Consider the following 23052-nt stretch of genomic DNA (forward strand, 5'->3'; position numbering starts at 1 on the left):
TTCACCCCCGCCATCGAAACCCTCCGCGGACTCCTCCTCGGCACCGAAATCGGCCACAACGGATGGCTCACCCTCGCCTGGTCCCTCGCCCTCACCACCCTCGGCTACCTCTGGGCCACCGCCAAGTACAACAACGACCCCAAGTAACCCCCACCGAACGACCCCGAACAGATGGCGAGTTCCCGCCAGCCACAGGCGCGCCGGGGCGCTCCTGCCCCCTCTAGAGTGACCGAAATGCATGCATCGAGGGTGGGGGCACCGACATGGCGGTCAGCAGATTCCTGAAGATGGTGGCGAACGGGCTCAACCCGCCCGAGGTCACCACCGAACTGGACCGCTCCAGGGTCCGGCCCGGTGAGCGGATGACGGCCCGGGTCATGCTGGAGGGCGGGGCGGCCGAGGTGGTGCTCCAGCAGCTCACGGTGGAGTTGGTGGTGCGGTTCGAGACCGACGGCGAGCACGAGGTCCGCTATCTCCGCCCGATCACCGTGCACACCTTCCAGGGGCCCCGCACCCTCGCCGCCGGTGAGAAGTACGAGAAGGAGGCGGTCTTCGAACTGCCCTGGGAGATGCCCCTCACCCACAGCGGCGGTCGGGCGCTCACCGGCGCGTACAGCGCCGTCCGCACCGAACTCACCATCGACGACGCGGTCGACCGGGGCGATCTGGACGTGGTGGAGGTGCACGCGCTCCCCGAACAGGAAGCCGTGCTGAAGGCGATGACGGACATCGGCTTCCGGCACCTGGACACCGAGGTGAAGCTCGGCCGCTCGAAGGGCTCCCGGCAGACGTTGGGCTGGTGGCAGGAGATCGAGCTGAAGTTCCCGAGCTGGTACCGGGGCAAGGACGACCTCGAACTGCACCTGGTGACCAGGGACGGCGAGATCGACGTACGGCCCGGCTCCTACGCCGAACAGCTGACCGTCACCTTCGACTCCACCCGGGACGCCGCCCTCGCCGCCCGACTGGACGCGCACCTGCGCGCACAGTTCGGCGGCTGAACCGGTCCCGCACCGCCAGAACCGCGCGGTGCTCGGGCCGACCCGCTCCCCTCGTTCCCCGCCCCACCGGTGGGACGGGGGGAGCGGCGCGTCCGGGCGGAAACCGACTCCGGGCGACGGGGTCCCCGATGTGCGGCCCCCTCGCCCCGCGCCTACTGTGACGGTCATGGGCGCGAGCAGCCACGGCAAGCCGATCGAGCTGGAGGCCGGCGGGCGGACCGTACGCCTGTCCAGCCCCGACAAGGTCTACTTCCCGGAGCGGGGCTTCACCAAGCTGGACCTCGCCCGGTACTACATCGCCGTGGGCGACGGCATCCTGCGGGCCCTGCGCGACCGCCCCACCACCCTGGAGCGCTACCCCGAGGGCGTGGACGGCGAGCACTTCTTCCAGAAGCGCGCACCGAAGAACACCCCCGACTGGATCCCCCGCGCCCACATCACCTTCCCCAGCGGGCGCTACGCCGACGAGATGTGCCCCACCGAGGTCGCGGCGGTCGTCTGGGCCGCCCAGTTCGGCACCTTCACCTTCCACCCCTGGCCGGTGCGCCGTGACGACACCGACCGGCCCGACGAACTCCGACTCGACCTCGACCCCCAGCCCGGCACCGACTTCAAGGACGCGGTGGCCGTCGCCCACGAACTGCGGGCCGTCCTGGAGGAGCTGGGCCTACGGGGCTGGCCCAAGACCTCGGGCGGGCGGGGGCTGCACGTCTTCGTCCCCGTCGAACCGCGCTGGACCTTCACCCAGGTGCGCCGCTGCGCCATCGCCTGCGGCCGGGAACTCGAACGCCGGATGCCCGGCCGGGTGACGACCGCCTGGTGGAAGGAGGAACGCGGGACCCGCATCTTCGTCGACTACAACCAGACCGCCCGGGACCGGACGATCGCCTCCGCCTACTCGGTGCGCCCCCGCCCGCACGCGCCGGTATCCGCACCACTGCGCTGGGAGGAAGTGGACGAGGTGGCCCCCCGGGACTTCGACCTGGCCACCATGCCGGTGCGGTACGCGGAGCTGGGCGACGTCCACGTGGACATGGACGAGCACCGGTTCTCGCTCGAACCCCTGCTGGAGTTGGCCCGGCGCGACGAACACGACCACGGCCTCGGTGACCTGCCCTACCCGCCGGAGTACCCGAAGATGCCCGGCGAACCCAAGCGCGTCCAGCCGAGCCGGGCGCGGGACACGACGGACGACGAGGGCTCCTGAGCCCGACGGGCCCGATGCGAAGGGCGTCCGGCGCGGAGGGCGGTCCGGTGCGTCGGCGCCCATGGCGGGGGAGCGCGAACCACACGATCGAGTAGCCCTGCGGAATCGTTTATGCGCTGAGGGCGAGACCTAGGGTGAGCGTCGTTCGCTGATCGCGACCGTCTCCCCCCGTGAAAGGCCCCCCCATGCGCCTGCGCACCGCCGCCGTGACCGCTGCCGCGGCTTCCCTCACCCTCCTGCTGGCCGTGCCCGGACCCGCCGCCGCGGCCTCCGGCGACTTCGCGTACCGCTTCCGAGGCCCGGACGGACAGCCGCAGCCGGCCATCCTCCACGATCCGCCGAGCGGCGAGTGCCTCACGCTGCCCGAGGTCGCCGACCCCGCCTCCTCCCCGCCCGCGTTCGCGCCCTGGAACAACACCGACGAGTGGGCCACGGTCTTCCAGGGCCCCCAGTGCACGGGCGACACCTGGGACCTGCGTCCGCACGGCCGCCCCGCGACCGACCGCCTGGAACTGCGCTCGGTCGTGTTCTGGCGCTGACCCGCCCCGCGGGAGCCCGGGCGGGCCCGAGCACGGGCCGTCACCCGGACGGGTCGCCCCGGTGGCCGGTGGTGCGGCCGGGGCGTCTAGTGGAGCCCGACGGCCCTGCCGTCCGGGCCGCGCGACACCGCCCGGCCGTGGCCGGCCCCCGGGAGATCCCGTGTACCAGAGCGCACCGCGCCGTCCGCCCGCCGCCACCGTCCGCAGGCTGCCGCACCGGTCCGTGGCGGCACTGCTCGCCGCGGTGTGGCTGACCCAGCTCACGGCCTGTTCGAACGGCGGCGGAGGTGAGGGCCCGTCCCCCTCGGCCACCAGTGCGCCGGCCGTGTCGTCCCCGGCCGCCGGTCGGACGGTCGTGGTGATCAGGGACTTCGCCTTCGTCCCGGCCGAACCGGAAGTGGCTCCCGGGGCGGAGGTCACGGTGGTCAACGAGGACTCGGTGGCGCACACCCTGACGGCCACCGGCTCGGCGTCCTTCGACACCGGGGACATCGCCGCGGGTGCGACGGCCACCTTCACCGCCCCCGACAAGGCCGGCCGTTATCCGTACACCTGCACGATCCACCCGTCGATGAAGGGCACCCTCGTCGTGCGCTGACCCCGCTCGGGTGCGGTCAGCCCCAGTCGGCGGCCCGGCGCAGGTCCAATCGTTCCTTCTCGGAGAGGCCGCCCCAGACGCCGAAGCGTTCGTCGTGGGTCAGGGCGTACTGGAGGCACGCCTCCCGCATGTCGCACATGCGGCAGATGCGCTTGGCCTCCCGCACGGAGCTGCCGGGCTCCGGGAAGAAGAATTCCGAGCCCGTCTGCGCGCACAGGGCGCGGTCCCAGGCGACGTCCTGTTCGATGACACGGTCAGTCTGCATGCCGTGATGGTGCCGCCCGCGGAAAAACGAACGATCAACGCCCTGTTCATCGCCCGGCCCGCGCTCTCGAACAACCGTCGGCGGGGGTCCGGGACGACCGTCCCGAACCCCCGCCGAAGGGAGTGGATCACGCCTTGCGCGCGGCCATGCGTGCCTTGCGCGCGGCGAGCTTCTCGTCGAACTTCCGGGCCTCCGAGTCGAGTCCGCCCATGTAGAAGCCGATTTCCTCCTGGGCCTGGAGCCCCTCCGGACCGAGCCCGTCGATCTCCAGGACCTTCAGGTGCCGCAGGATCGGCTGGAGCACGTCGTCATGGTGGATCCGCAGGTTGTAGACCTCGCCGATCGCCATCTGCGCGGCGGCCCGTTCGAACCCGGGGATCCCGTGCCCGGGCATCCGGAAGTCGACGACGACGTCCCGCACGGCCTGCATCGTGAGGTCGGGCGCCAACTCGAAGGCGGCCTTCAGGAGGTTCCGGTAGAACACCATGTGCAGGTTCTCGTCGGTCGCGATCCGCGCGAGCATGCGGTCACAGACCGGGTCCCCCGACTGGTGGCCGGTGTTGCGGTGCGAGATCCGGGTCGCCAACTCCTGGAACGCCACGTACGCCACGGAGTGCAGCATCGAGTGCCGGTTGTCCGACTCGAAGCCCTCCGACATGTGCGACATGCGGAACGCTTCGAGCTTGTCGGGGTCCACCGCGCGCGAGGTGAGCAGGTAGTCGCGCATCACGATGCCGTGACGGCCCTCCTCGGCGGTCCACCGGTGCACCCAGGTGCCCCAGGCGCCGTCCCGCCCGAAGAGAGAAGCTATTTCGTGGTGGTAGCTGGGGAGGTTGTCCTCGGTCAGCAGGTTGACGACGAGGGCGATCCGCCCGATCTCGGTGACCTGGGACTGCTCCTTCTCCCACGCCTCGCCGTCCTCGAAGAAGCCGGGGAAGTTGCGCCCGTCCGACCAGGGCACGTACTCGTGGGGCATCCAGTCCTTCGTCACCTTCAGGTGGCGGTTCAGCTCCTTCTCGACCACTTCCTCCAACGCGTGGAGCAGCCGGGCGTCCGTCCAGGTGGACGGGCTACCGAGGTGGGGAGAGGTGAGCGTCACTGGGGCTCCTGGGGAGGGGAGTACGTGCCGGGGAACTGTAACCTACGCAGACGTAGGCTACGTATCCGTAGGTTACGAATCCGTAGGTTAAGCCCGCTGTAAAGGTGGCGATCGCCCCGGGGTGGGAAGAACGGGTGGGATCGCCCCCTGATCACGGGACTCCCGCTCCGTTGCCGGGCTCAGTCGTACAGCTCCCGGAGCCGAACTGAGAGGCAGGTCACACGGCCTTCGCGTTTCTCGAACTCGCCGAGGTCCACCAGGACGGGTTCCCAGCCCAGGTCCGCCAGCAGGTCGGCGGACCGGGGAGCGCTTGCCGCCATCAGTAACCGGTCGCCGCCCAGCAGCAGCACCTGTGCCCCCGACTCCTCGGGAACGGGGAGGAATCCCGGGAACAGCCCGGGCGTGTCGACCAGCGGCTCGTACCCGATCACGGTTCCGTCCGGCAGCGCGGTCACCGCCGACTTGAGGTGGTGCACCCGTTTGACGGGCACCGCGACGACCCGCGCCCCGAGCGGCTCGAACGTCGCGCGCAGCTGGCGCACCCCGGCGGCGTTGGTCCGCCCGCCCCGTCCGACGTACAGCGTGTCGCCGACCTTGAGGACGTCGCCGCCGTCCAGCGTGCCGGGCTCCCACACCCAGTTGACGGAGGCGCCGAGCCGGGCCACCGCCTCCTCGACGCCCGCGGTCTCCGGCCGGCGGGACTCGGTGCCGGGGCGGGCGATCAACGCGACGTTGCGGAACACGACCACGGTGTCCTCCACGAACGCCGCGTCGGGGCAGTGGTCGGCGGGCTCCACCTCCAGGGTCTGCCAGCCGTGCGCCCGGAGCGCCTCGCCGTACGCCTCCCACTGCTCGACGGCCCGGGCGACGTCGAGGGCGGCTCGGGCGGGCCGGGTCACGACCCCCTCGGCGAGTCGGGGGCTGGGGCGGCGGACGAGGGCCTTCTTGCTGGGCACGGGTGATCCTCCGGCTTCACGGGCACGGACACGGGCGGGGCGGTTCCCGAGCCGGACCCGGACCCGGTTGGGCCGCGCGGGAGGGGCGGCGGGGACGCGACCCCGGACGGCTCGGGCGCCATCATGCAGCCGTCCGCCCGACGGAAAACAGCCCTACGGCACGAACGGTGGCCGATTCGAGCCGGGCCGCGCTCCTCACCGTGCACCGCGCGCCCCACTACCCGCCGTGCACCCCCTGTGCGCCGTGCGTTCGCCACGGGACCGCACTACCCCCTGCGCCCCGCGCGCCTCCTCGTGCCGCGCCCCCTCAGCAGGTCGGGCCGACCCGGGTGCCCGCGGACTCCCGGCGCAGGTGCTCCCCGGTCAACGATCCCTCCGCCCGCACCAGATCGGCCGGCGTGCCCTCGAAGACGACGTGCCCGCCGTGCTTGCCGCCGTCAGGACCGAGGTCGATGACCCAGTCGGCCCGCTTCACGACGGCCGTGTGGTGCTCCACCACGATCACCGTGTTGCCGCCGTCGACCAGTCGGTCCAACATCCCCACCAACCGGTCGACGTCCGCCAGGTGCAGACCCGTCGTCGGTTCGTCGAGCACGTAGACCTCGCCCGTGCGGTGCAGTCTCGTCGCCAGCTTGATGCGCTGGCGCTCACCGCCGGACAGCGTGGACAGCGGCTGACCGAGCCTCAGATAGGTGAGGCCGACCTCGCTCAGGGCCCGGAGCCGTTGCCGCACGGACCGGTCCGTGAAGTGGTCGAGCCCTTCGTCCGCGGTCATCTCCAGGACGTCCACGATCGAGCGCCCGTCGACGGTCAGCTTCCGTACCTCCTCCTTGAAACGCAGCCCGCCGCACACCGCGCAGGTCGTCCGGACGGGGTCCATGAACGCCAGATCGGTGTGGATCACCCCGCGCCCCTGACAGTTCTCGCACGCGCCGCGCGAGTTGAAGCTGAACAGCCCCGGATCGGCGCCCGTCTCCCGCGCGAAGATCCTGCGCACCGTGTCCATGATCCCCAGATAGGTCGCCGGGGTCGACCGTCCGGAGATCCCGATGGCCGACTGGTCCACCACCACGGCGTCCGGGTGGGCCGCGGCGAACACCCCGGACACCAGGGTGCTCTTGCCGGAACCGGCGACACCGGTGACCACGGTGAGGACGCCGGTGGGGAACTCGACGGTGACGTCCCGCAGGTTGTGCAGTGCGGCGCCGCGCACCCAGAGTCCGCCGGTCCGCTCCCGGGGGCGCTCCTTGGGGCCCGAGCGCTCCCGCAGGCACCGGCCGGTCAGGGTGTCGGCGCGGACCAGCTCCGCGGGACTCCCCTCGAACACGACCCGGCCGCCGTCCGCACCGCCGCCCGGCCCCATGTCCACCACATGGTCGGCGAGGGCGATGACATCGGGGTCGTGCTCGACCACGAGCACGGTGTTGCCCTTGTCCCGCAACCGCAGCAGCAGGTCACCGAGGCGTCCCACGTCCCGGGGGTGCAGTCCCGTGCTCGGTTCGTCGAAGACGTACGTCATCCCGGTCAGACTGCTGCCGAGGTGACGCACCGTCTTGAGGCGTTGCCCCTCGCCCCCGGAGAGGGTGCTCGTCGCCCGGTCCAGGCTCAGGTAGCCGAGCCCGATCGCCTCGATCCGTTCCAGGCCGGTGACGGCCGCCGCCGCGACGGTCCGGGCCACCGGGTCGTCGACGGTGGCGAGCACCCCGATCACCTCGGACACCTCCATCGCCCCGAACTCGGCGATGGAGCGGCCCGCCACCCGGGTCGCGAGCGCCGCCCGGTTCAGCCGGGCGCCCCGGCACTGCGGGCACGGGCGTGCGGTGAGGAAGCGCCCGACGAGTTCCCGGGTCCGCTCCCCGAGCCGGGAGAGGTCCCGTTTGACGTAGAGCCGCTCGAACCGGTCGGCGAGGCCCTCGTAGTCGATCTCGTGGCTGTGCTCGCCGGCGCCCACCCGGACCCGGTGGCGTCCGGGTCCGCCGCGCAGCAGGAACTCCCGTTCGGCGTCGGTGAACCGGCCGACGGGTTTGGTGGTGTCCAGATCGGGGGTGTGGGTGTACGTGCCGCCCATCCAGGTGCCCGCGGCGAACGGCGGGAACAGCACGGCGCCGTCCGCCAGCGACCGGGACGGGTCCAGTACGGCGTCCCAGTCGGGTCCGACCGTCCGGCCCAGCCCGTCGCACTCCGGGCACATCCCGGCGGCGTCGTTGAACGAGTAGGCGGTGGCCGGTCCGGCGCTGGGTTCGCCGTGCCGCGAGAACAGGACCCGCAGGATCGACCAGATCTCCGTCATCGTGCCGACGGTGGAGCGCGAGTTCCCGCCCACCGGTCGTTGGTCGACCACGATCGCCGGCGACAGGTCCTCGATGGCGTCGGCGCGCGGGCGTTCGTACGTGGGCAGTCGGTTGCGGAGGTACGCGGTGTAGGTCTCGTTGAGCTGCCGTTGGGACTCCACGGCGATCGTGCCGAACACGACGGAGGACTTCCCCGATCCGGAGACGCCGGTGAAGACGGTGAGCTTGCCCTTCGGGATGCGCAGGTCGACGCCTCGGAGGTTGTTCTCGCGGGCCCCGGAGATGACGATGTCGCGCTCTCCCGGGAGCCGGTCGGACTCCCGGGAGGACGCGTGCTTGGCAGGGTTCATGCCGGTGAAGCTAGGCGGAATACCCGACAGCTTCTGACGTGATTTCCCGCAGTTCGCCCTCGGGCCCGAACTCCAGCCACCGGGTGATCCCCAGTGACTCCAGGAACGGCAGGTCGTGGCTGGCCACGATCAGCGCCCCCTCGTAGGAGTCCAGTGCACCGGTGAGCTGTCGTACGCTCGCCATGTCGAGGTTGTTCGTCGGTTCGTCCAGCATCAGCAGTTGTGGTGCCGGTTCCCCCCACATCAGCGCTGCGAGCGTCGCCCGGAACCGTTCGCCGCCGGACAGGGTCGATACAACCCGGTCGGCCCGCGAACCCCGGAAGAGGAAGCGCGCCAGCCGACTCCTGATCATGGTGTTCGTGGCCCCGGGGGCGAACCGCGCCACGTTCTCGGCGACGGTCGCCGTCTCGTCCAGCAGGTCGACGCGCTGCGGGAGGAACCGCAGCGGCACCTGGGCCACCGCCTCTCCGCCCACCGGCGCCAACTCGCCCGCGAGGGTCCGCAGCAGGGTGGACTTGCCCGCACCGTTGCGGCCCACCAGGGCGATCCGCTCCGGCCCGCGCACCCACCACTCGCCCGGGGCCCGGGCGCCGTACCGCAACTCCAGGTTCCGCAGGGTCAGGGCCGTGCGGCCCGGCGGTAGTGAGGTGTGCGGGAGGTCGACGCGGATCTCGTCGTCGGACCGGACGGCCTCGGCGGCCTCGTCCAGTCGTTCCCTGGCTTCGGCGAGCTTCTCCTCGTGCATGATGCGGTGCTTGCCCGCCGCGACCTGAGCGGTGCGCTTGCGTTCACCCATCACCACCTTCGGTTCGCGCTTGGTGTCCCACATCTTCTGTCCGTAACGCTTGCGCCGTGCCAATTTCACGTGTGCGTCGGCCAGTTCGCGCTTCTGGCGGCGCAGGTCGGTCTCGGCGACCCGCACCATCCGTTCGGCGGCCTCCTGTTCCACGGCCAGGGCCTGTTCGTAGGCGCTGTAGTTCCCTCCGTACCAGACGAGTTCGCCGTCCCGCAGGTCGGCGATCTGGTCGACCAGGTCCAGCAGTTCACGGTCGTGGCTGACCACGACGAGCACCCCGGACCAGGCGCGCACGGCCGCGTACAGCCGGCGGCGCGCGTACAGGTCGAGGTTGTTCGTCGGCTCGTCCAACAGCAGGACGTCGGGGCGCTCCAGCAGGAGCGCGGCGAGCCGCAGCAACACCGATTCCCCTCCGGACACTTCGCCCACGGTGCGGTCGAGGTCGACGTGGCCGAGGCCCAGTTGGCCGAGCGTGGCGAGCGCGCGTTCCTCCACGTCCCAGTCGTCACCGACGGCCGTGAAGTTCTCCTCGGTCGCCTCGCCCGCCTCGACGGCGTGCAACGCGGCCCGTGTTGCGGCGATGCCCAGGACCTCGTCCACCCGTGAGTCGGTGTCGAGGGTGACCGTCTGCGGCAGGTAGCCGATCTCGCCCTCCACGCGCACGGTGCCCCGCACGGGGTGCAGTGCGCCCGCGATCAGCTTCAACAGGGTTGACTTGCCTGACCCGTTGACGCCGATCAGGCCGGTGCGTCCCGCTGCGAAGGTCGTCTGGAGCTCGTCGAAGACGGGAGTTCCGTCCGGCCAGTCGAAGGACACCGAGGACAGCGTGAGGGACGGGGTGCGAGAAGGGTGCGACGTAGACATGGGGGCCTCCCGGATGCTGGTGGCGTGCAGGGCAGCGCGGGGGACACGGAGGAGCGGACCGGGGGGTGCGGGAGGGCAACGCCGGGGGAGGGCTCGCATTCACCTCGAAAGGGAACGGAGGAGGCCTCCCGGGAAGGGGACGGCCCGACTGCCTCGCAGGGGCGGACGGCTCAAGCACCGAGGTCGCACACGACGCATACAGCAACTAGTGGAACTAGTGGGAACGATCGAGCTGTATGACGCGGTGTCCCAGAGACCTCAGTAGAGCAACGTCCTTCTCCCATCGGCGGCGACAAGTCGACGATAATCATACACGGCGACTCGTCGGAGTCAAGGGGTTGAGGTGAGCCTTTATCGTGGTAGCGGACGGCTCCCCTCCTCTTCACCTCCCTCTCGCCGTCCTGGAGGAACTCCGTGCCCCACGGCTCGCTTTCGCTGCCTGCTCGGCTCTACCTGCTCTCCTGGGACACGACCAGGCTCAGGGTCACTGGTGCCAGCCAGTTGCCCCACCTGGTCAGAGCCGGGGCCCTCACCGAACTGGCGCAGCGCGGCCTCCTCATCGACGAGGAGGGAGTGGTCCGGGTCACCGATCCGGACGTCCGTACCGGTGACACGGTGCTCGACGGGCTCCTCGAACTCATCGCGGAGTCCAGGCCCCGCAAGTGGAAGTCCTGGGTCACCTCGCGCACCCGCGTCACCCTCGACGCCGTGCGCGAACAACTCGTCGCCGAGGGGTACCTCGGCGTCGGGCGCAAGCGCGTCCTCGGCGTCTTCCCCTCGGTCGACTACACCTTGGAACGGATTCCGGTGGTGAGCGCCCTGCGGACGGACGCGCGGGCCGCGCTGACCGGGCCCGAGCCGGTCGACGAGGTCGGTGACCGGGACGCGGCCGTGGTCGCCCTCGCCGTCGCGGCCGAGGTGCGCACCTTCTCCTCCAGCAAGGAACGCCGTACCCACAAGGTCCGGGTCGACGCCCTCACCGCACGCAGCGGCGCGGTGACCCCGGCGCTCGGCAAGGCGATCCGGGAGATGCAGGCGGCGCTCGCCGTCGCCGTCACCTCCGTCGCGGTCACCAGCAGTTGAATCCGCAAGGGCTGTGCACCGGGGTCCGTGGCGTGTTTGATTCTGTGCCATGACCAATGAGACCGAACAGGCGGCGGACCGGGCCGCGGACCCCGTCGCCCAGGCCACGGCCTTGCGGGCGCTGCACGTACCGGGGCGGCCCGTGGTGCTGCCCAATGTCTGGGACCCGGCGAGCGCCCGTCTGGTCGCCTCCTCCGGGGCCGCGGCCATCGCCACCACCAGCGCCGGGATCGCCTGGAGCCTAGGGGTGCCCGACGGCGAACGGCTCGACCGCGACCGGGCGCTCGACGAGGTGGCCCGGATCGCCGCCGCCGTCGACCTGCCGCTCACCGCCGACATCGAGGGCGGCTACGCGTCCGCGGTCGACGGGATCGCCACCACGATCCGGGTGGCGCTGGCCGCCGGCGCCGTCGGCGTCAACATCGAGGACGGCGTCGCCGATGCCGACGGAGCGGGGCCGCTGCGGGACATCGAGGAGCAGGTGGAACGCATCCGGGCCGCCCGCGCCGCGGCTGACGCGGCGGGGGTCCCGGTGTTCGTCAACGCCCGGACCGACACGTACTGGAAGGGCGTCGGGGAGCCGTCCGCCCGGCTGGCCGGGACCCTCGAACGGGCCGCGGCGTACATCGACGCCGGCGCCGACGGCATCTTCGTCCCGGGGGTGCGCGCCCCCGAGGAGATCCGCGCCCTGGTGGCGGGAACCGACGCACCGTTCAACGTGCTGGCGGGCCCGGGGCTCCCCGCCGTCCCCGAACTGGCCGCCCTCGGGGTGGCCCGGGTCACCCTGGGGTCCGGCCTGGCCCGCGCGGCCCACACCCTCACCCGGCGCGCCGCCGCAGAAGCACTCACCGCGGGCACGTACGGCTTCCTGGCCGACGCCCTTCCCTACGCGGAGGCCGACGCCCTCCTCGGCCACCCGGACGAGGAGGGGTAGCGCAGGCTCCGCGGACGAGGTCAGACCACGCTCACGGACCCGTCGCTGCGCGGGTCCGTACCCGCCTCGAACCCGGCCCCCGAGGCGCTGCGGCGGACGAGTTGCCCGTGCCCGACCTGCTCGTCCTGCTCGGCGCAGACCACCACCTGGTAGCTGCGGGCCAGTGCGGCCGTGACCTCCTCGGGCACCGCGCCCTCCACGGACGCCACCTGCGCCGGTTCGTCCACGCCGAGGCCCCCGATGACCCACCGGGGCCGCCGAAGGGCCTCGGTCGGTCGGTCGCCCGCGGCGATGCGCAGCGCCAACTGGGCGTGGATCTGCGGTTGGGCCTTGCCTCCCATCGTTCCGTGGGCGCCGGTCACCACCCCGTCGAGCCGGGTCAGCACCGGCATCAGGGTGTGGGCGGGCCGCTTCCCGCCGGCCAGCCGGTTCGGTGCGCCGGGGGCGAGGTCGAAGAACGAGCCGCGGTTGTGCAGGACGATCCCGGTCGCCGGATCGAGGATGCCGGACCCGAAACTGTGGAACAGGCTCTGGATCAGCGACACCGCGTACCCCTCGCCGTCCGCCGCGACCACGGCGACGGTGTCGCCACTGGGCCGCGCGGCCTCGTTGCGGCGCGCCCCAAGAACCCCGGACGGACTGGGCCGGGGAGCCCGCTGCACCTGCTCGGCGATCTCGTCGAGCCGTGCAGCGCCCAGCAACTCCGCCACGGGGACGTCCACCTGGCGGGGGTCGGCCAGGTACCGCTCCCGGTCCCGGGTGATCGCGTCGAACACCCGGGCCGTCAGATCGGCGTCGGAGCCCAGGAGTTGGACGTCGCGGGGCAGTCGCTCCAGGACGCCCAGGGCCTGGAGCAGGTGCAGCCCCTGTGAGTTGGGCGGCGCGGTGAGGTACTCCTCGCCGTGGAAGTCGGCGGACAGGGGCTCGTCGGTCTCGGTGACGTGCCGCTCCAGGTCCTCGCGGGTGAGCGCTGAGCCCTTGCCGCGCAGCAGGTCCACCAGCCGGGCGCCGAGCGTTCCCCGGTACAGCGCCGCCGGCCCCTCGGCGGCGATGCGGGCGAGCGAGTCGGCCAGGGCGGGCTGTCGCATCGGTGCGCCCTCGGCGAGCGGAGCGCCGTCCGGGAAGAACACCGCCCGCATGCCGGGATCGTCCCCGAGCAGTGCGGCTTCCGCGCGCAGTGCGGTGGCGACGCCGGGCGCGGTCGGCACCCCGTCCCGGGCATGGGCGACGGCGTCGGTGAACAGTCGCTCCCAGGGCAGTCGTCCGGCGAGTTCGTGCAGGGTGGCCCAGCCGGCGACGACTCCGGGGACGGTCACCGTGAGCGCCCCGGTCACCGGCATCCGGGTGCCGGGCACGGCGGCCGGGTCGGCCGCAGCCGCGGCTGCGCCGCTGCCGTTGACGGAGACGACCCGCCCGTCGGGCAGGGCGACCAAGGCGATCAGGTCGCCGCCGACGGCGCACTGGTGCGGGTAGACGACGGTGAGCGCGATGGCCGCGGCGAGTGCGGCGTCGACGGCGTTGCCGCCGGCCCGTCGTGCGGCGGCGCCGGCCTCGGTGGCCAGGGCGTGCGGGGCGGCGAGCCCGTAGGGGGCGGTGGCGCCGGGGCCGGCGGACGCGGCGCAGGAGCGGGGCGGGAGCGGGGAGGCGACGGGCATGAGGGTGGCTTTCCTGAGGGGGCGGTGACCCGACCGCCGGGGAGCGGGGCGGGCCACCTGGACGGATGACCGGGGGGACGGGGCCGGGCCGGGAGCGCCGTGGGGTCAGGCTCCGGGCGCCGCGGGCCCGTGGCCGTCCAGCCCCAGCGTGTCGATGATCATTCCCTGCACCTCGTTGAGGTGGTCGGCCATGGCCTGGGCCGCGGCCTCGCTGTCGTGGCTGATCAGCGCGGCGAGGATGCGACGGTGGGCGCGCAGCGAGGCGAGGAGCCGTTCCCTGGACTGGTACTGGGGGTCCCGGGAGGGGCCGACCCACTCGTTGGTGGCTTCGAGGAGCCGGGTGAGCATGGGGTTGTGGGCGGCCTTCGCCACGGCCACGTGGAACGCGCCGTCGAGTTCGACGAGGGCGGCCAGGTTGTCGCGGTCCCGTTCCGACTCGGCCCGGGACAGCAGGGCGGCGAGGTGTTGCAGGTCGCCGTCGGTGGCGCGGACGGCCGCGCGCGCGGCGACGGGGGGTTCCACGGCGGAGCGCAGGTCCATGACCTCGTGCACCAGCCGGGCCGCGTCGTCCATGTCACCGAGCTGACGGGCGTGCAGGTCGGGGCGGGTGGTACCGGTGACGATGGTGCCCCGGCCGGGCTTGCGGTCGACCAGTCCGCGCAGTTCCAGCTCGCGCAGTGCCTCGCGGACGGACGCCCGGGAGATGCGGAGTCGTTCGGCGAGTTCGCGCTCGGCGGGGATGCGGGTGCCCGGGGGGAGCCGCCCCTCCTCGATGAGGCCCTGGAGGCGTCCGGCGAGCCGGTCGGGGCCGAGGGCGGCCTCGGGAGCGATGAGGGTCCAGTCGACGGACACCGAAGGGCCTTTCGGGTCGGGGGCCGGGCGGCGCCGGTCGGGCGCCGCCGTGCCCGGGCGGTGGGTGCCGGTCCCACGGCCGCGCGTCCGCCGGGCGACGGGACGCGACAGCCGTGGAGCGGCCGGTCAGTCGTCGATCTCGACCGTGAGCCAGTTCTCGAAGCAACTGCGACGGGCCAGGCTCATCACGCCGATGGTGGCGCGACCGCCGAGCCCCGCCTCGGGCCCGAAGACGTCCCGGAAGAGGTCCGTCGCGCCCGAGGACACCTTGTGCACGTCCTCGAACTCCGGGGTGCTGACGACGAAGCACAGTGAGCGTACAAGGGACTGCACCCGGTTGAGGGAGCCGAGGGCGAGCCGGATGCCGCCCAGGCAGTTGAGTGCGGTCAGCCGGGCCGCCTCGTAGCCCTGCTCGACGGTCACGTCGGCGCCGAGCCGCCCGGGGTGGCGGACGTTGCCGTCCGCGTCGTCCGCGGTGTGGCCCCCGAGGAAGAGCAGGTTGCCGCTGATGTGGTGGGGCTTCATCGACCCGTAGTCGGCGCCGTAGTAGGGCCGGGCGGCGAAGTCGGGGATGACGAGCCCCAGTTCGCGGACGCGGGTCTCGGGATCAGTCTGAGCCATGTGGATGGTGCCTTCGGGATCGCGGTGGCCCTGCCGGTGGGCCGAGATAGTCAGATGGTCCGACCAAGTGGGCTTATTGTTTGGTCACGCTCTTCCCCCTGTCAACCCCCGTGACCGCCGGTGACGTGCCGGCGCACGGCCCCAGATCCCGAGGAACGGCACGATGCGAAACCAGTCAGCCGACCACCCCGAGGACCCCCGCCCGCAGCCCACGGGCCCCGGTGCCGGACCGGCCGCGCCGGATGCGGCCCCCGCCCCGCCGGCAGCTGCCGCGGGCTCCGGCGCCGGCCGCCTGACCCCCGGCGCCCGGCGGCTCGCGGACACCCTCCCGCTCCTGCTGACCGTCGCCGCCGGAGCCACCGACGCCCTGGCCTACCTCGGGCTCGGCGGGGTCTTCACCGCCAACATGACCGGCAACCTGGTCCTGCTCGGCATCGCCGGCTCGCACGGCGTCGACCTGCACGTCGCCCGTGCCGCCGCCGCCACCGTGGCCTTCACCGCCGGCCTGGTGCTGGCCTTCCTGATGACCCGCGACCTGCCCGCCGGCGCGGTGTGGCCGCGCCGGATCACCGCGGCCCTCGCCGTCAGCCTGGGCTGCCAGCTGGTGTTCCTCGCCGGCTGGGCCGCCGTCGACGGCAGGCCCGGAGAGGTCGCGGACGTCGGCCTCGTCAGCCTGTCGGCACTGGCGATGGGGGTGCAGACGGCGTGCGCCCGGCGGGTCGCGCTCGCCGGGATCACCACCACCTTCGTCACCGGGACCCTCACCGCGGTCGCCGAGTCCGTGGCGCACGGCTCGACGGCCCACATCCCCCGTCGGCTCGCCGTGCTCCTCGCCCTGGTGGTGGGCGCCCTGGCCGGAGCGCTGGTGCTGCGGCACTCGGCGACGGCCGCCGCCGCGATTCCCCCGCTCCTGGTCGCCATGACCCTGGCCCTGGGTGCCCGACTGCATCACGTTCAACGAAATCCGTAGCAAATCAATGATCCAACCGATGATTTCCGTTGTCTGAGGCGGATACCCCGACGAGACCGTTGACAAGACGGGGTGACGGCAACCACGTTGGGCCGCACGAGGCCACCCTGCCGGAGGGCCTCAGGGCCGACCAAGCCGCCCCGCGCGTCGCCGCTCCCCGCACGGGCCGAGCCCGAACCCGCCCCCGCCGGTTCGCCCCGCCCGTGCGCCGCGCCCGCGCCCCGCCCCGCTCTCCCCCCAGGCGGCCGTTCCCCTAGGACTCCCCGTGACCTCTCCACGCCCGGACGTCTCCGCCCCCCTCGCCCCCCTGGAGGTGTCCTTCGAGGACGACCCCAGGGTCGTCAAGGAAGCCGCCAACGAGGACTACTCCACCCACATCGTCCCGCTGACCTGGCGCAGCGGCCGACTGTCCCTGACCATAGCCTGGTACGCGCTGGTCAGTGGCATGTTCTACCTGGTCACCGCCGCCACCCTGGCCGTGACCGTGGGCACCGTCGACACCCTGATCGGCATCCTGCTCGCCGTCGCCGTGTTCGGCACCGTCAACTACGTCTTCTCCCGCTACGCCGCCCGCACCGGTCTGACGGTGGCCCTGATCTCACAACGCGTGTTCGGGTCCCTCGGGTCGGTCCTCGCCCCCCTCGTCCTGGCCGCCACCGCGATCTACTACGCGGTGTTCGAGGGCTCCGTCATCGCCCACGCGCTGCACGCCTACACCGGGTCGTTGACGATCGAGGTCTGGTACGCCATCTCGATCCTGAGCAACGTCCCCATGGCGATCGGCGGGGTGCGCCGCTGGCTCGACAAGTTCAACGGCGCCCTGCTGCCGCTGTACTGGACCGGGCTGATCATCGTGATCATCCTCGCCGTGCGGGAGTACAAGCCCTCCGGCTGGCTCACCCACACGCCCGACCTGGTCCCCGACCTCGGTGCCCCAGGCTGGCTGTACGCGTTCTTCGTCTACATGGGCGTGTTCGTCTTCATGATGTACACGATGGACTTCGGCCGCTTCGGCAAGCCCGAAGACGCCGGCTTCCACAGCGTCGTCACCTTCGGCCCGGTCTTCTACTTCTTCGTGTACTTCGTCAACGGGCTGATCGGCATCTTCCTGGTCCTGGCGGCCGGTGCCGTCGGAGCGCCGACCGAGACGGCCATCGGTGACACCATCGTGGCGCTGATGGGGGCGTGGGGGCTCGGCGTCGTCTGGCTGACCCAGTCCCGCATCAACACCGCCAACTACTACGTGGCGTCGACCAACCTGGAGGCCACGGTCGCCCGTCTCTTCCACCTCAGGGTGCCGCGGGTGGCGGCCCTCGCGCTGGCCAGCGTGGTCACGTACCTGATCATGCTCACGGACGTGCTCAGCTACGTGTTGACGGCGCTGGCCTGGCAGGGCGCGTTCGTGGTGGGCTGGGTCGGCATCATGCTCACGCACCTGGCCCTGCACCGCAGCGGGGACCGGGACGGCCTCCCGGAGTTCCGCCCCGGCCGCGTCGTCACCTTCGCCCCGGGTGCCGTGGTGTGGCTGGTGTCCTCCCTGACCGGCATCCTGGTGCTGGAGTTCACCGGCACGTTCGGCACGACCTGGTCCTCACCGCTCACCTTCGTGCTCAGCATCGGCCTCTACGCGCTGGCCCTGCGCGTGACCCGTTCGCCGGTGCTGGCCCGCGGCTCGGACCCGCGCGACGAGGTGGACGACATCTGGGAGGCCCGGATCCGCTGCCACCGCTGCGACCACTCCTACATCGCGGTCGAGATGGACCGCGACCCCTCGGCCGAGGGCAGTCCCGCGATCTGCGCGGACTGCGCGGGCCGCAGTCGGGACTTCCGCAGGGCGGTGCTGGCCGAGGCCGCGGCGGCACTGGCCGGGCCGACCACCGGGGACGCGAACCGCGAGGAGTTCGCCCGCAAGTGACCGACCCCGCGGGGTCCGGTGCGCCGGACCCCGCAGGGCGTTCAGGTGCGCGGCACCCGGTAGCGCAGATGCGTGACCGTGGGCGAAGCGATCACTTCGCTCTGTTCGAGGGACAGGTCGCCCAGTCCCTCGAACAGGCGCTCACCCGCGCCGATCGCGACGGGCGCGAGATGCAGCAGCAACTCGTCGAGCAGTCCTGCCGCCAGGTACTGGCGCACCGTCGCCGCGCCCCCGGCGATCTCCACGTCCCGGTCGCCGGCCGCGGCCCGCGCCCGCTCCAGGGCCGAGTGGATGCCGTCCGTCACGAAGTGGAACGTGGTGCCGCCGGCCATCTCCAGCGGCTCCCGTTCGTGGTGCGTCAGCACGAACACGGGTGTGTGGTAAGGCGGTTCCGGCCCCCACCACCCCGTCCAGTCCTCGTCCCAGGCGCCTCGGCCGGGGCTGAACATGTTGCGCCCCATGATGTGGGCGCCGGTGTTCTCGTGCAGGGTGGACAGCAGCTTCGCGTCCTGTTCGCGTCCGGGTTCCCCGGTCTCGAACAGCCAGGCCGTGAGCGCATCGGCCCCGGTGCCGAAGGGGTGTTCAAGGCTCTGCTGCGGACCCGCGGTGAATCCGTCGAGCGATACGGCGAGGTTCGCGGTGACGATGCCCATGGTGACGGTGCCTTCCGGGAGTTGCCTACGGTGTCGTCGATGCGTGACGTAACCGTGGCACCCGCCGGATTCTTCCCCCTCCCCACTCACCCGGCCGTCCCCGCCCGCACCTGGCGAACGGGGGCGCAGCGAGGTCCGTGGCGAGGTCCGTCAGCAGGCGTCGCGCATCAACTGCGCGAGGTCCGCATCGAGATCGAGGTGCAGGTGTTCGAGTCCGCGGGCCACCAAGCCGTCCGTCCGGCTGAGGAACTTCCGCAGGTCACCGCTGAGCAGGTGCACGATGGCCGTGCCTTCGGGAGCGTGGAACTCCATCACCGTACGGTCGTACCCGTACGGGCGCACCCGCACGTCGCCCTGACCCACGGCCTCCTCCATCCCCGAGGCGAGCAGCTCCCGTGAGAACGTCCAGCACACGTCCACGCCCTCCAGTGTGGCGGGGGCGGGAAACGTCATCCGGACCGCGAACGGGTCGGCCTGTTCGTAGCGCAGCACGGCGGGGATGGTGGCCATGCGGGGCGCGGCGGCGACCAAGCGCGCCTCCACGGCTTGCTCGATGACGATGGACAACGCCTGCTCCCTCGTGGCGGCGGGGGCGGTCGGCCGGCGGACGTGACCGGCCCCGCCGAAGACCCGGACACTCCTACAGACGGTCGAACCGCCCCTCACGTCTATCCGGGGGCCCGTGACTTCGGTCACGGTTCTGCCCGGTCCGCGGGCCACCGGGCGGGTTCGGGCCGGGTCAGTACGGCGCCGGCTGACGGTACCCGGCGAGGGCGGGGGCGGTCCTGGTCGCGACGAACTCCGTGATGCGGTACGCACAGGTCCCGGCCGTCACGAACGGATCGGTCGCGGCCAGCGCCTCGATCGCCCCGCGGTCGTCGCCGACCGCGAGCAGCACCCCGCCGTCGCGCGGCTGCTTGCGGCCCGAGGCGATGATCACCCCGGAGGCGTACAGCGCGTCCAACCACGCGAGGTGCGCAGCCATCTCCGCGTCCACGGCCTCGACCGGGGCGGTGTAGGTCAGTTCCAGAACGAACATGACCGAAATCCTATCCCTCGATCACCCAGCGGACGGCGGGGGGAGGGGCCTTGTGGTGTTCGTGCGCGGCCGGAACCGTACGCTCGTCCCACCATGAACTCCGTACCGCTGCCCCAGCCCGCCGAGTTGCCCGCCGACTGGCCCACGACCCAGGAGCGGGCGCGCGCCGTCCAGGACGAGTTGCGGGCGCTGGTCGTGCGGGACGAGGCGGGCCCGGCGCCCGGCACCGGTCGGGCGACCGGGGTGGACGTGGCGTACGACGACACCCAGGACACGGTGGTCGCCGCGGCCGTGGTCCTCGACTGCGCGACCCTGGAGGTCGTGGCCCAGGCCACGGCGGTGGGAACGGTCTCCTTCCCCTACGTGCCGGGGTTGTTGGCGTTCCGGGAGCTCCCCACCGTCCTCGCGGCGCTGGCCGCCCTGCCCACCGACCCGGGTCTCGTGGTGTGCGACGGCTACGGTCTCGCGCACCCCCGCCGCTTCGGACTGGCGAGCCACCTCGGGGTGCTCACCGGACTCCCCACGATCGGCGTCGCCAAGAACCCGTTCACCTTCACCCACGAGGACCCGGACCGGCCCCGCGGCTCGTCCGCGCCGCTGCTCGCGGGCGCCGAACAGGTCGGGGCGGCCCTGCGGACCCAGCCCGGTGTCAAACCGGTGTACGTCTCCGTCGGCCACCGGGTGGACCTGCCGACGGCGCTCGCCCACACCTTGGCCCTGGCCCCGCGCTACCGCCTCCCGGAGACCACCCGCCGGGCCGACTCGCTCTGCCGCCGCGCCCTGGCCGCCCGCACCGCCGGGTCGTGAGGCCGGCGCCGGCTCAGCGGTCCTCCGGCCGACGCTGCGCCATCACCTCGGCGAGCATCCGGTCGATCCGTCGGGACCGCCGCAGCAACCGGGGCGCCCGGGTCCCGGCCAGTGCGACCAGGGTGAGCGGCACGGGCCGGCCGATCAGCACGGCCAGGGCGATGGTCCACGGGTCGATGCCGGCCAGCGCGCAGGCCACGACCGCGACCCGCGGCGTCCACGGCAGCAGGGCGAGGGCGGCCAGCGCCCACTGGCCGTGCTCGGCGATCAGATCGGCGAAACGGTCCAACTCCGCCTGTTCCGGCGCGAGTCCGCGCACCAGGTCCAGCAGCCAGGGGCCGGCGGACTGCACGGCGACGGCGGTCAGGAACGCCCCCAGCACGGACCCGGCGACGAAGGTGAGGACGAGCGCCGTCCGGCGCCGGGGATGGAGTGCGGCCAACCCCGCGAGCAGCAACTGGCCCGGCAGGAAAGGCAGTACGTAGTCCCCGAGCGGGAACGCGCCGACCGCGGGCAGGAACCACCGACGGTGCGCGGCCCGGTCCAGCCGGGACAGCGCACGGCCCGTTCGGGTGCCCGGCGCCCGCGGGGCCACGGCCTCAGCCACGGCGCAGGGCCCGGTAGCCGACGGACGGGGCGATCCGCATCAGCGTGGGCAGCAGCGCCGCCCCGCCGACGTAGACGTCCGACCGACCGCGGAGCACCCCCCGGATGACCGACCGTGCCGCCTCGGCCGGACTGATCTTGGCCCGGCCGCGGCCCGCCGTCATGTCGGTGTCGACGAGGGGCAGGACCGCGTCGACCACCTGGACGTGCGGTGCGCCGTCCTCGCACTGGTAGCGCAGGGCCCGGGTGAAGGTGCGCACCGCCGACTTGGCGGCGCAGTACGCGGGCGCCGAGGGTTTGGGCGCGATGGCCAGACCGCTGCTCACATTGACGATGGCCGCGGACGGCTGGCTCCGAAGATGGGGGAGCAGCCCCGTGGACAGGGCGATGACGGCGTCCAGGTTGACGGCGAGTTCGCGGCGCACGACCTGGCGCACGGTGCGGGGGTCCTCGGTGAGGAAGTCGGTGAGGTGCTGGACGCCCGCGTTGTTGAACACGGCCCGCAGTTCGGGGTGACGGTCGGGCAAGCCGTCGGCGAGGGCGTCGACCGCCGCCGGATCGGACAGGTCCACGACCTCGACCGAGACGCGGTCGCCGTGCACCGCCACGAGGTCCGCGAGCCGGTCCGCATCGCGACCCACGGCCACCACGTGGGCACCGAGGTCGACCAACTGCCGGGTCAGTTCCCGGCCGACGCCGCGGGCGCCGCCCGTGACGAGAACGGTTGTGCCGTGGAGCTTCATCGCTTCCTTCGTTTCGTCGGTGAGGCGGCCCGGGCGGAGCGCCCGAACGCCGCTCGGTAGGCCGCCGGGGTCATCGCGGTGCGGTGTTTGAACCGGCGGGTGAAATGGGGCTGGTCCGCGTACCCGCACGCGAACCCGATGACGGACGTGGGGTGTTCGCCGTGGATGAGCAGGTCGGCCGCCGTTTCCGCGCGCACCGCGGCGAGGAGCCCGGTGAAGCCGCCGTCCCCGGCCAGCCGGCGTTGGAGCACCCGCGTCGAGTAGCCGAGTGCCGTCGCGAGCTCGCCGAGCGTCCAGCGGCGGGCGGGATCGGTGGCGAGCAGCGCACGGGTGCGGACGACCGGGTCCGACCCGGTCGCCTCCGCGTCCACGGGCGGGGCGGTGACCGTGCCGGTCCAGTCGAACCGCCAGTGGGCGCTGTCACCCGCCGGTGGCTCCGCGGTGAACACCCCGCCGGTGAACACGGTGTGCGCTCGCTCCTGCCCGACGGTGACCGTCAGGTCCTGGGTGCCGGTCATCGTCAGCAGCGCCGTGAGCACCCCGAGGACGACGGCGTCCTCGGCGGCGCCGGGCGGCGCCCCGGGCGGCCCCAGGTGTTCGACCATCAGGTGCCGCGGCCCGGACCGGCGCAGCGCCACGCGGTGCCGCGAGTGGGTGAACCGCTCCAGCCTGCACCACCGTTCGAGCAGGTCGTGCGGGGAGCCGGCGCGCAGCAGCGCGGAGACGGCCGGATCGGACCTGACCGCCGAGAACTGTTGCCCCACCCGGAGCAGGGGCAACAGTCCGTGCGTGTGTTCCACCTCGGCGAGGAACCGGCGTTTGGCGGCCAGCGGCAGCAACGCGCCCTCGCCCGCGGGGGCCACGGTGTGGATGCCCTCGGCGGCCAGGGCGCGGCGCGCCATGGCCACGAGCTGCGCGCTCGCGTAGTCCTCGTCCACTGCCGCCTCCTGCCGTTCGGTACCCCCACGCTAGGCGCGGTCGGCGGCCCCGTCTTGAACGATCACGCCATGGTGCCGGGCGGCCGGGGGCGGGTGCGGACTGCCGTGTCCTGATCGTCCCGCCCCGACGGCTGGCCCATCATGGAGGGGACGGGCGCCTGTCCAAGCGCTTGCTCGCTTGGCGTCTTGTGCGGTTACCGACCGGTATCTAGCATCGCCGGAGTGCCCGCACCGCGCTCCGAACGGCACGCACCGCAGCACCATCACCCA

Annotated in this window: 23 protein-coding genes and 1 pseudogene; 10 read left to right on the forward strand and 14 right to left on the reverse strand. The window is 72.5% G+C overall.

All coding sequences use genetic code 11. The features are described from left to right. The 5 genes and pseudogenes from ACFV88_RS35210 to ACFV88_RS35230 form a co-directional block, all read left to right on the forward strand. A pseudogene (locus tag ACFV88_RS35210) lies at positions 1 to 147 on the forward strand (ABC transporter permease); the annotation flags it as partial. A gap of 116 nt (positions 148 to 263) precedes the next feature. Beyond that, complete coding sequence (locus ACFV88_RS35215; RefSeq protein ID WP_385496278.1) at positions 264 to 1001, forward strand: sporulation protein; 738 nt, start codon at positions 264 to 266, stop codon at positions 999 to 1001. Between the two features lie 166 nt (positions 1002 to 1167). Next, positions 1168 to 2208 (forward strand): non-homologous end-joining DNA ligase, encoded by a 1041-nt coding sequence (gene ligD, locus ACFV88_RS35220; protein ID WP_385496279.1) that lies wholly within the window; start codon positions 1168 to 1170, stop codon positions 2206 to 2208. A 185-nt stretch (positions 2209 to 2393) separates the two neighbouring features. After that, positions 2394 to 2747 carry a hypothetical protein gene (locus ACFV88_RS35225; protein ID WP_385496280.1) on the forward strand — a complete coding sequence of 118 codons (354 nt, stop codon included), beginning with the start codon at positions 2394 to 2396 and terminating at the stop codon, positions 2745 to 2747. A 160-nt stretch (positions 2748 to 2907) separates the two neighbouring features. Beyond that, on the forward strand, positions 2908 to 3345 hold the full coding sequence (locus tag ACFV88_RS35230; protein WP_385496281.1) for a cupredoxin domain-containing protein: 438 nt from the start codon (positions 2908 to 2910) through the stop codon (positions 3343 to 3345). Between the two features lie 16 nt (positions 3346 to 3361). Here the strand turns inward: ACFV88_RS35230 and ACFV88_RS35235 are convergent, their stop codons facing one another. The 5 genes from ACFV88_RS35235 to ACFV88_RS35255 all read right to left on the reverse strand — a co-directional run bounded on the left by ACFV88_RS35235 (position 3362) and on the right by ACFV88_RS35255 (position 9966). After that, positions 3362 to 3610, reverse strand: coding sequence for a WhiB family transcriptional regulator (locus ACFV88_RS35235; RefSeq protein WP_385496282.1), 249 nt, complete (start codon positions 3608 to 3610; stop codon positions 3362 to 3364). 127 nt (positions 3611 to 3737) lie between these two features. After that, positions 3738 to 4709 carry an acyl-ACP desaturase gene (locus ACFV88_RS35240; RefSeq protein ID WP_385496283.1) on the reverse strand — a complete coding sequence of 324 codons (972 nt, stop codon included), beginning with the start codon at positions 4707 to 4709 and terminating at the stop codon, positions 3738 to 3740. Between the two features lie 179 nt (positions 4710 to 4888). Continuing rightward, positions 4889 to 5665, reverse strand: coding sequence for a dimethylargininase (gene ddaH, locus ACFV88_RS35245; protein ID WP_385496285.1), 777 nt, complete (start codon positions 5663 to 5665; stop codon positions 4889 to 4891). Between the two features lie 307 nt (positions 5666 to 5972). Next, positions 5973 to 8306 carry an ATP-binding cassette domain-containing protein gene (locus tag ACFV88_RS35250; RefSeq protein ID WP_385496286.1) on the reverse strand — a complete coding sequence of 778 codons (2334 nt, stop codon included), beginning with the start codon at positions 8304 to 8306 and terminating at the stop codon, positions 5973 to 5975. 10 nt (positions 8307 to 8316) lie between these two features. Continuing rightward, on the reverse strand, positions 8317 to 9966 hold the full coding sequence (locus tag ACFV88_RS35255) for an ABC-F family ATP-binding cassette domain-containing protein (RefSeq protein WP_385496287.1): 1650 nt from the start codon (positions 9964 to 9966) through the stop codon (positions 8317 to 8319). A gap of 414 nt (positions 9967 to 10380) precedes the next feature. On the opposite strand from ACFV88_RS35255, the gene ACFV88_RS35260 reads away from it, so the two are divergent. Both ACFV88_RS35260 and ACFV88_RS35265 read left to right on the forward strand, forming a co-directional pair. Continuing rightward, positions 10381 to 11049 carry a GPP34 family phosphoprotein gene (locus tag ACFV88_RS35260; RefSeq protein ID WP_385496288.1) on the forward strand — a complete coding sequence of 223 codons (669 nt, stop codon included), beginning with the start codon at positions 10381 to 10383 and terminating at the stop codon, positions 11047 to 11049. A 49-nt stretch (positions 11050 to 11098) separates the two neighbouring features. Beyond that, a complete protein-coding gene (locus ACFV88_RS35265) occupies positions 11099 to 11983 on the forward strand; it encodes an isocitrate lyase/phosphoenolpyruvate mutase family protein (protein WP_385496289.1) in 885 nt (294 codons plus the stop codon). A 20-nt stretch (positions 11984 to 12003) separates the two neighbouring features. Here the strand turns inward: ACFV88_RS35265 and ACFV88_RS35270 are convergent, their stop codons facing one another. From ACFV88_RS35270 to ACFV88_RS35280, 3 genes are all read right to left on the reverse strand, one after another. Further along, on the reverse strand, positions 12004 to 13638 hold the full coding sequence (locus ACFV88_RS35270; RefSeq protein WP_385496291.1) for a gamma-glutamyltransferase family protein: 1635 nt from the start codon (positions 13636 to 13638) through the stop codon (positions 12004 to 12006). 105 nt (positions 13639 to 13743) lie between these two features. Next, on the reverse strand, positions 13744 to 14490 hold the full coding sequence (locus tag ACFV88_RS35275) for a FadR/GntR family transcriptional regulator (protein ID WP_385496292.1): 747 nt from the start codon (positions 14488 to 14490) through the stop codon (positions 13744 to 13746). Positions 14491 to 14616: 126 nt separating this feature from the next. Next, positions 14617 to 15111 carry a RidA family protein gene (locus tag ACFV88_RS35280; protein WP_385496293.1) on the reverse strand — a complete coding sequence of 165 codons (495 nt, stop codon included), beginning with the start codon at positions 15109 to 15111 and terminating at the stop codon, positions 14617 to 14619. 163 nt (positions 15112 to 15274) lie between these two features. Between ACFV88_RS35280 and ACFV88_RS35285 the strand changes: the two genes are divergently transcribed. Continuing rightward, positions 15275 to 16081 (forward strand): YoaK family protein, encoded by an 807-nt coding sequence (locus ACFV88_RS35285; protein WP_385496295.1) that lies wholly within the window; start codon positions 15275 to 15277, stop codon positions 16079 to 16081. A gap of 265 nt (positions 16082 to 16346) precedes the next feature. Continuing rightward, positions 16347 to 17996 (forward strand): purine-cytosine permease family protein, encoded by a 1650-nt coding sequence (locus tag ACFV88_RS35290; protein ID WP_385496296.1) that lies wholly within the window; start codon positions 16347 to 16349, stop codon positions 17994 to 17996. A gap of 41 nt (positions 17997 to 18037) precedes the next feature. On the opposite strand, the gene ACFV88_RS35295 is transcribed toward ACFV88_RS35290, so the two are convergent. The 3 genes from ACFV88_RS35295 to ACFV88_RS35305 form a co-directional block, all read right to left on the reverse strand. Beyond that, positions 18038 to 18649, reverse strand: a complete 612-nt coding sequence (locus ACFV88_RS35295) for a dihydrofolate reductase family protein (RefSeq protein WP_385496297.1) — start codon at positions 18647 to 18649, stop codon at positions 18038 to 18040. 150 nt (positions 18650 to 18799) lie between these two features. Further along, positions 18800 to 19216 (reverse strand): SsgA family sporulation/cell division regulator, encoded by a 417-nt coding sequence (locus ACFV88_RS35300; RefSeq protein WP_385496298.1) that lies wholly within the window; start codon positions 19214 to 19216, stop codon positions 18800 to 18802. Between the two features lie 172 nt (positions 19217 to 19388). Next, entirely contained in the window at positions 19389 to 19688 is a 300-nt protein-coding gene (locus ACFV88_RS35305; protein ID WP_385496299.1) for a YciI family protein, read from the reverse strand. A 93-nt stretch (positions 19689 to 19781) separates the two neighbouring features. Here ACFV88_RS35305 and ACFV88_RS35310 point away from each other — a divergent pair, with 93 nt between their 5' ends. Next, the gene (locus ACFV88_RS35310; protein WP_385496301.1) at positions 19782 to 20495 is read left to right on the forward strand and encodes an endonuclease V; all 714 of its coding nucleotides are present in this window, start codon (positions 19782 to 19784) and stop codon (positions 20493 to 20495) included. A 13-nt stretch (positions 20496 to 20508) separates the two neighbouring features. On the opposite strand, the gene ACFV88_RS35315 is transcribed toward ACFV88_RS35310, so the two are convergent. Genes ACFV88_RS35315 through ACFV88_RS35325 form a run of 3 tightly spaced genes read right to left on the reverse strand, consistent with a single transcriptional unit; the run spans position 20509 to position 22782 of the window. Next, positions 20509 to 21102 carry a hypothetical protein gene (locus ACFV88_RS35315; RefSeq protein ID WP_385496302.1) on the reverse strand — a complete coding sequence of 198 codons (594 nt, stop codon included), beginning with the start codon at positions 21100 to 21102 and terminating at the stop codon, positions 20509 to 20511. Continuing rightward, positions 21095 to 21844: an SDR family oxidoreductase gene (locus ACFV88_RS35320; protein WP_385496303.1), complete on the reverse strand. Its 750-nt coding sequence runs from the start codon at positions 21842 to 21844 to the stop codon at positions 21095 to 21097. The genes ACFV88_RS35315 and ACFV88_RS35320 overlap by 8 nt, the downstream gene beginning before the upstream one ends. Beyond that, a complete protein-coding gene (locus ACFV88_RS35325; RefSeq protein WP_385496304.1) occupies positions 21841 to 22782 on the reverse strand; it encodes a helix-turn-helix transcriptional regulator in 942 nt (313 codons plus the stop codon). Before ACFV88_RS35325 ends, ACFV88_RS35320 begins: the two co-directional genes overlap by 4 nt. Positions 22783 to 23052 lie beyond the last annotated feature (270 nt).

This window comes from Streptomyces sp. NPDC059816, assembly GCF_042732055.1.
Lineage (GTDB): Bacteria > Actinomycetota > Actinomycetes > Streptomycetales > Streptomycetaceae > Streptomyces.

What these genes read in the sequence shown, in the direction of transcription:
- ACFV88_RS35215 (WP_385496278.1), top strand. Translation starts at nt 264, where the DNA reads ATGGCGGTCAGCAGATTCCTGAAGATGGTGGCGAACGGGCTCAACCCG.
- ligD (WP_385496279.1), top strand. Translation starts at nt 1,168, where the DNA reads ATGGGCGCGAGCAGCCACGGCAAGCCGATCGAGCTGGAGGCCGGCGGG.
- ACFV88_RS35225 (WP_385496280.1), top strand. Translation starts at nt 2,394, where the DNA reads ATGCGCCTGCGCACCGCCGCCGTGACCGCTGCCGCGGCTTCCCTCACC.
- ACFV88_RS35235 (WP_385496282.1), bottom strand. Translation starts at nt 3,610, where the DNA reads ATGCAGACTGACCGTGTCATCGAACAGGACGTCGCCTGGGACCGCGCC.
- ACFV88_RS35250 (WP_385496286.1), bottom strand. Translation starts at nt 8,306, where the DNA reads ATGAACCCTGCCAAGCACGCGTCCTCCCGGGAGTCCGACCGGCTCCCG.
- ACFV88_RS35255 (WP_385496287.1), bottom strand. Translation starts at nt 9,966, where the DNA reads ATGTCTACGTCGCACCCTTCTCGCACCCCGTCCCTCACGCTGTCCTCG.
- ACFV88_RS35265 (WP_385496289.1), top strand. Translation starts at nt 11,099, where the DNA reads ATGACCAATGAGACCGAACAGGCGGCGGACCGGGCCGCGGACCCCGTC.
- ACFV88_RS35270 (WP_385496291.1), bottom strand. Translation starts at nt 13,638, where the DNA reads ATGCCCGTCGCCTCCCCGCTCCCGCCCCGCTCCTGCGCCGCGTCCGCC.
- ACFV88_RS35280 (WP_385496293.1), bottom strand. Translation starts at nt 15,111, where the DNA reads ATGGCTCAGACTGATCCCGAGACCCGCGTCCGCGAACTGGGGCTCGTC.
- ACFV88_RS35285 (WP_385496295.1), top strand. Translation starts at nt 15,275, where the DNA reads ATGCGAAACCAGTCAGCCGACCACCCCGAGGACCCCCGCCCGCAGCCC.
- ACFV88_RS35295 (WP_385496297.1), bottom strand. Translation starts at nt 18,649, where the DNA reads ATGGGCATCGTCACCGCGAACCTCGCCGTATCGCTCGACGGATTCACC.
- ACFV88_RS35305 (WP_385496299.1), bottom strand. Translation starts at nt 19,688, where the DNA reads ATGTTCGTTCTGGAACTGACCTACACCGCCCCGGTCGAGGCCGTGGAC.
- ACFV88_RS35310 (WP_385496301.1), top strand. Translation starts at nt 19,782, where the DNA reads ATGAACTCCGTACCGCTGCCCCAGCCCGCCGAGTTGCCCGCCGACTGG.
- ACFV88_RS35320 (WP_385496303.1), bottom strand. Translation starts at nt 21,844, where the DNA reads ATGAAGCTCCACGGCACAACCGTTCTCGTCACGGGCGGCGCCCGCGGC.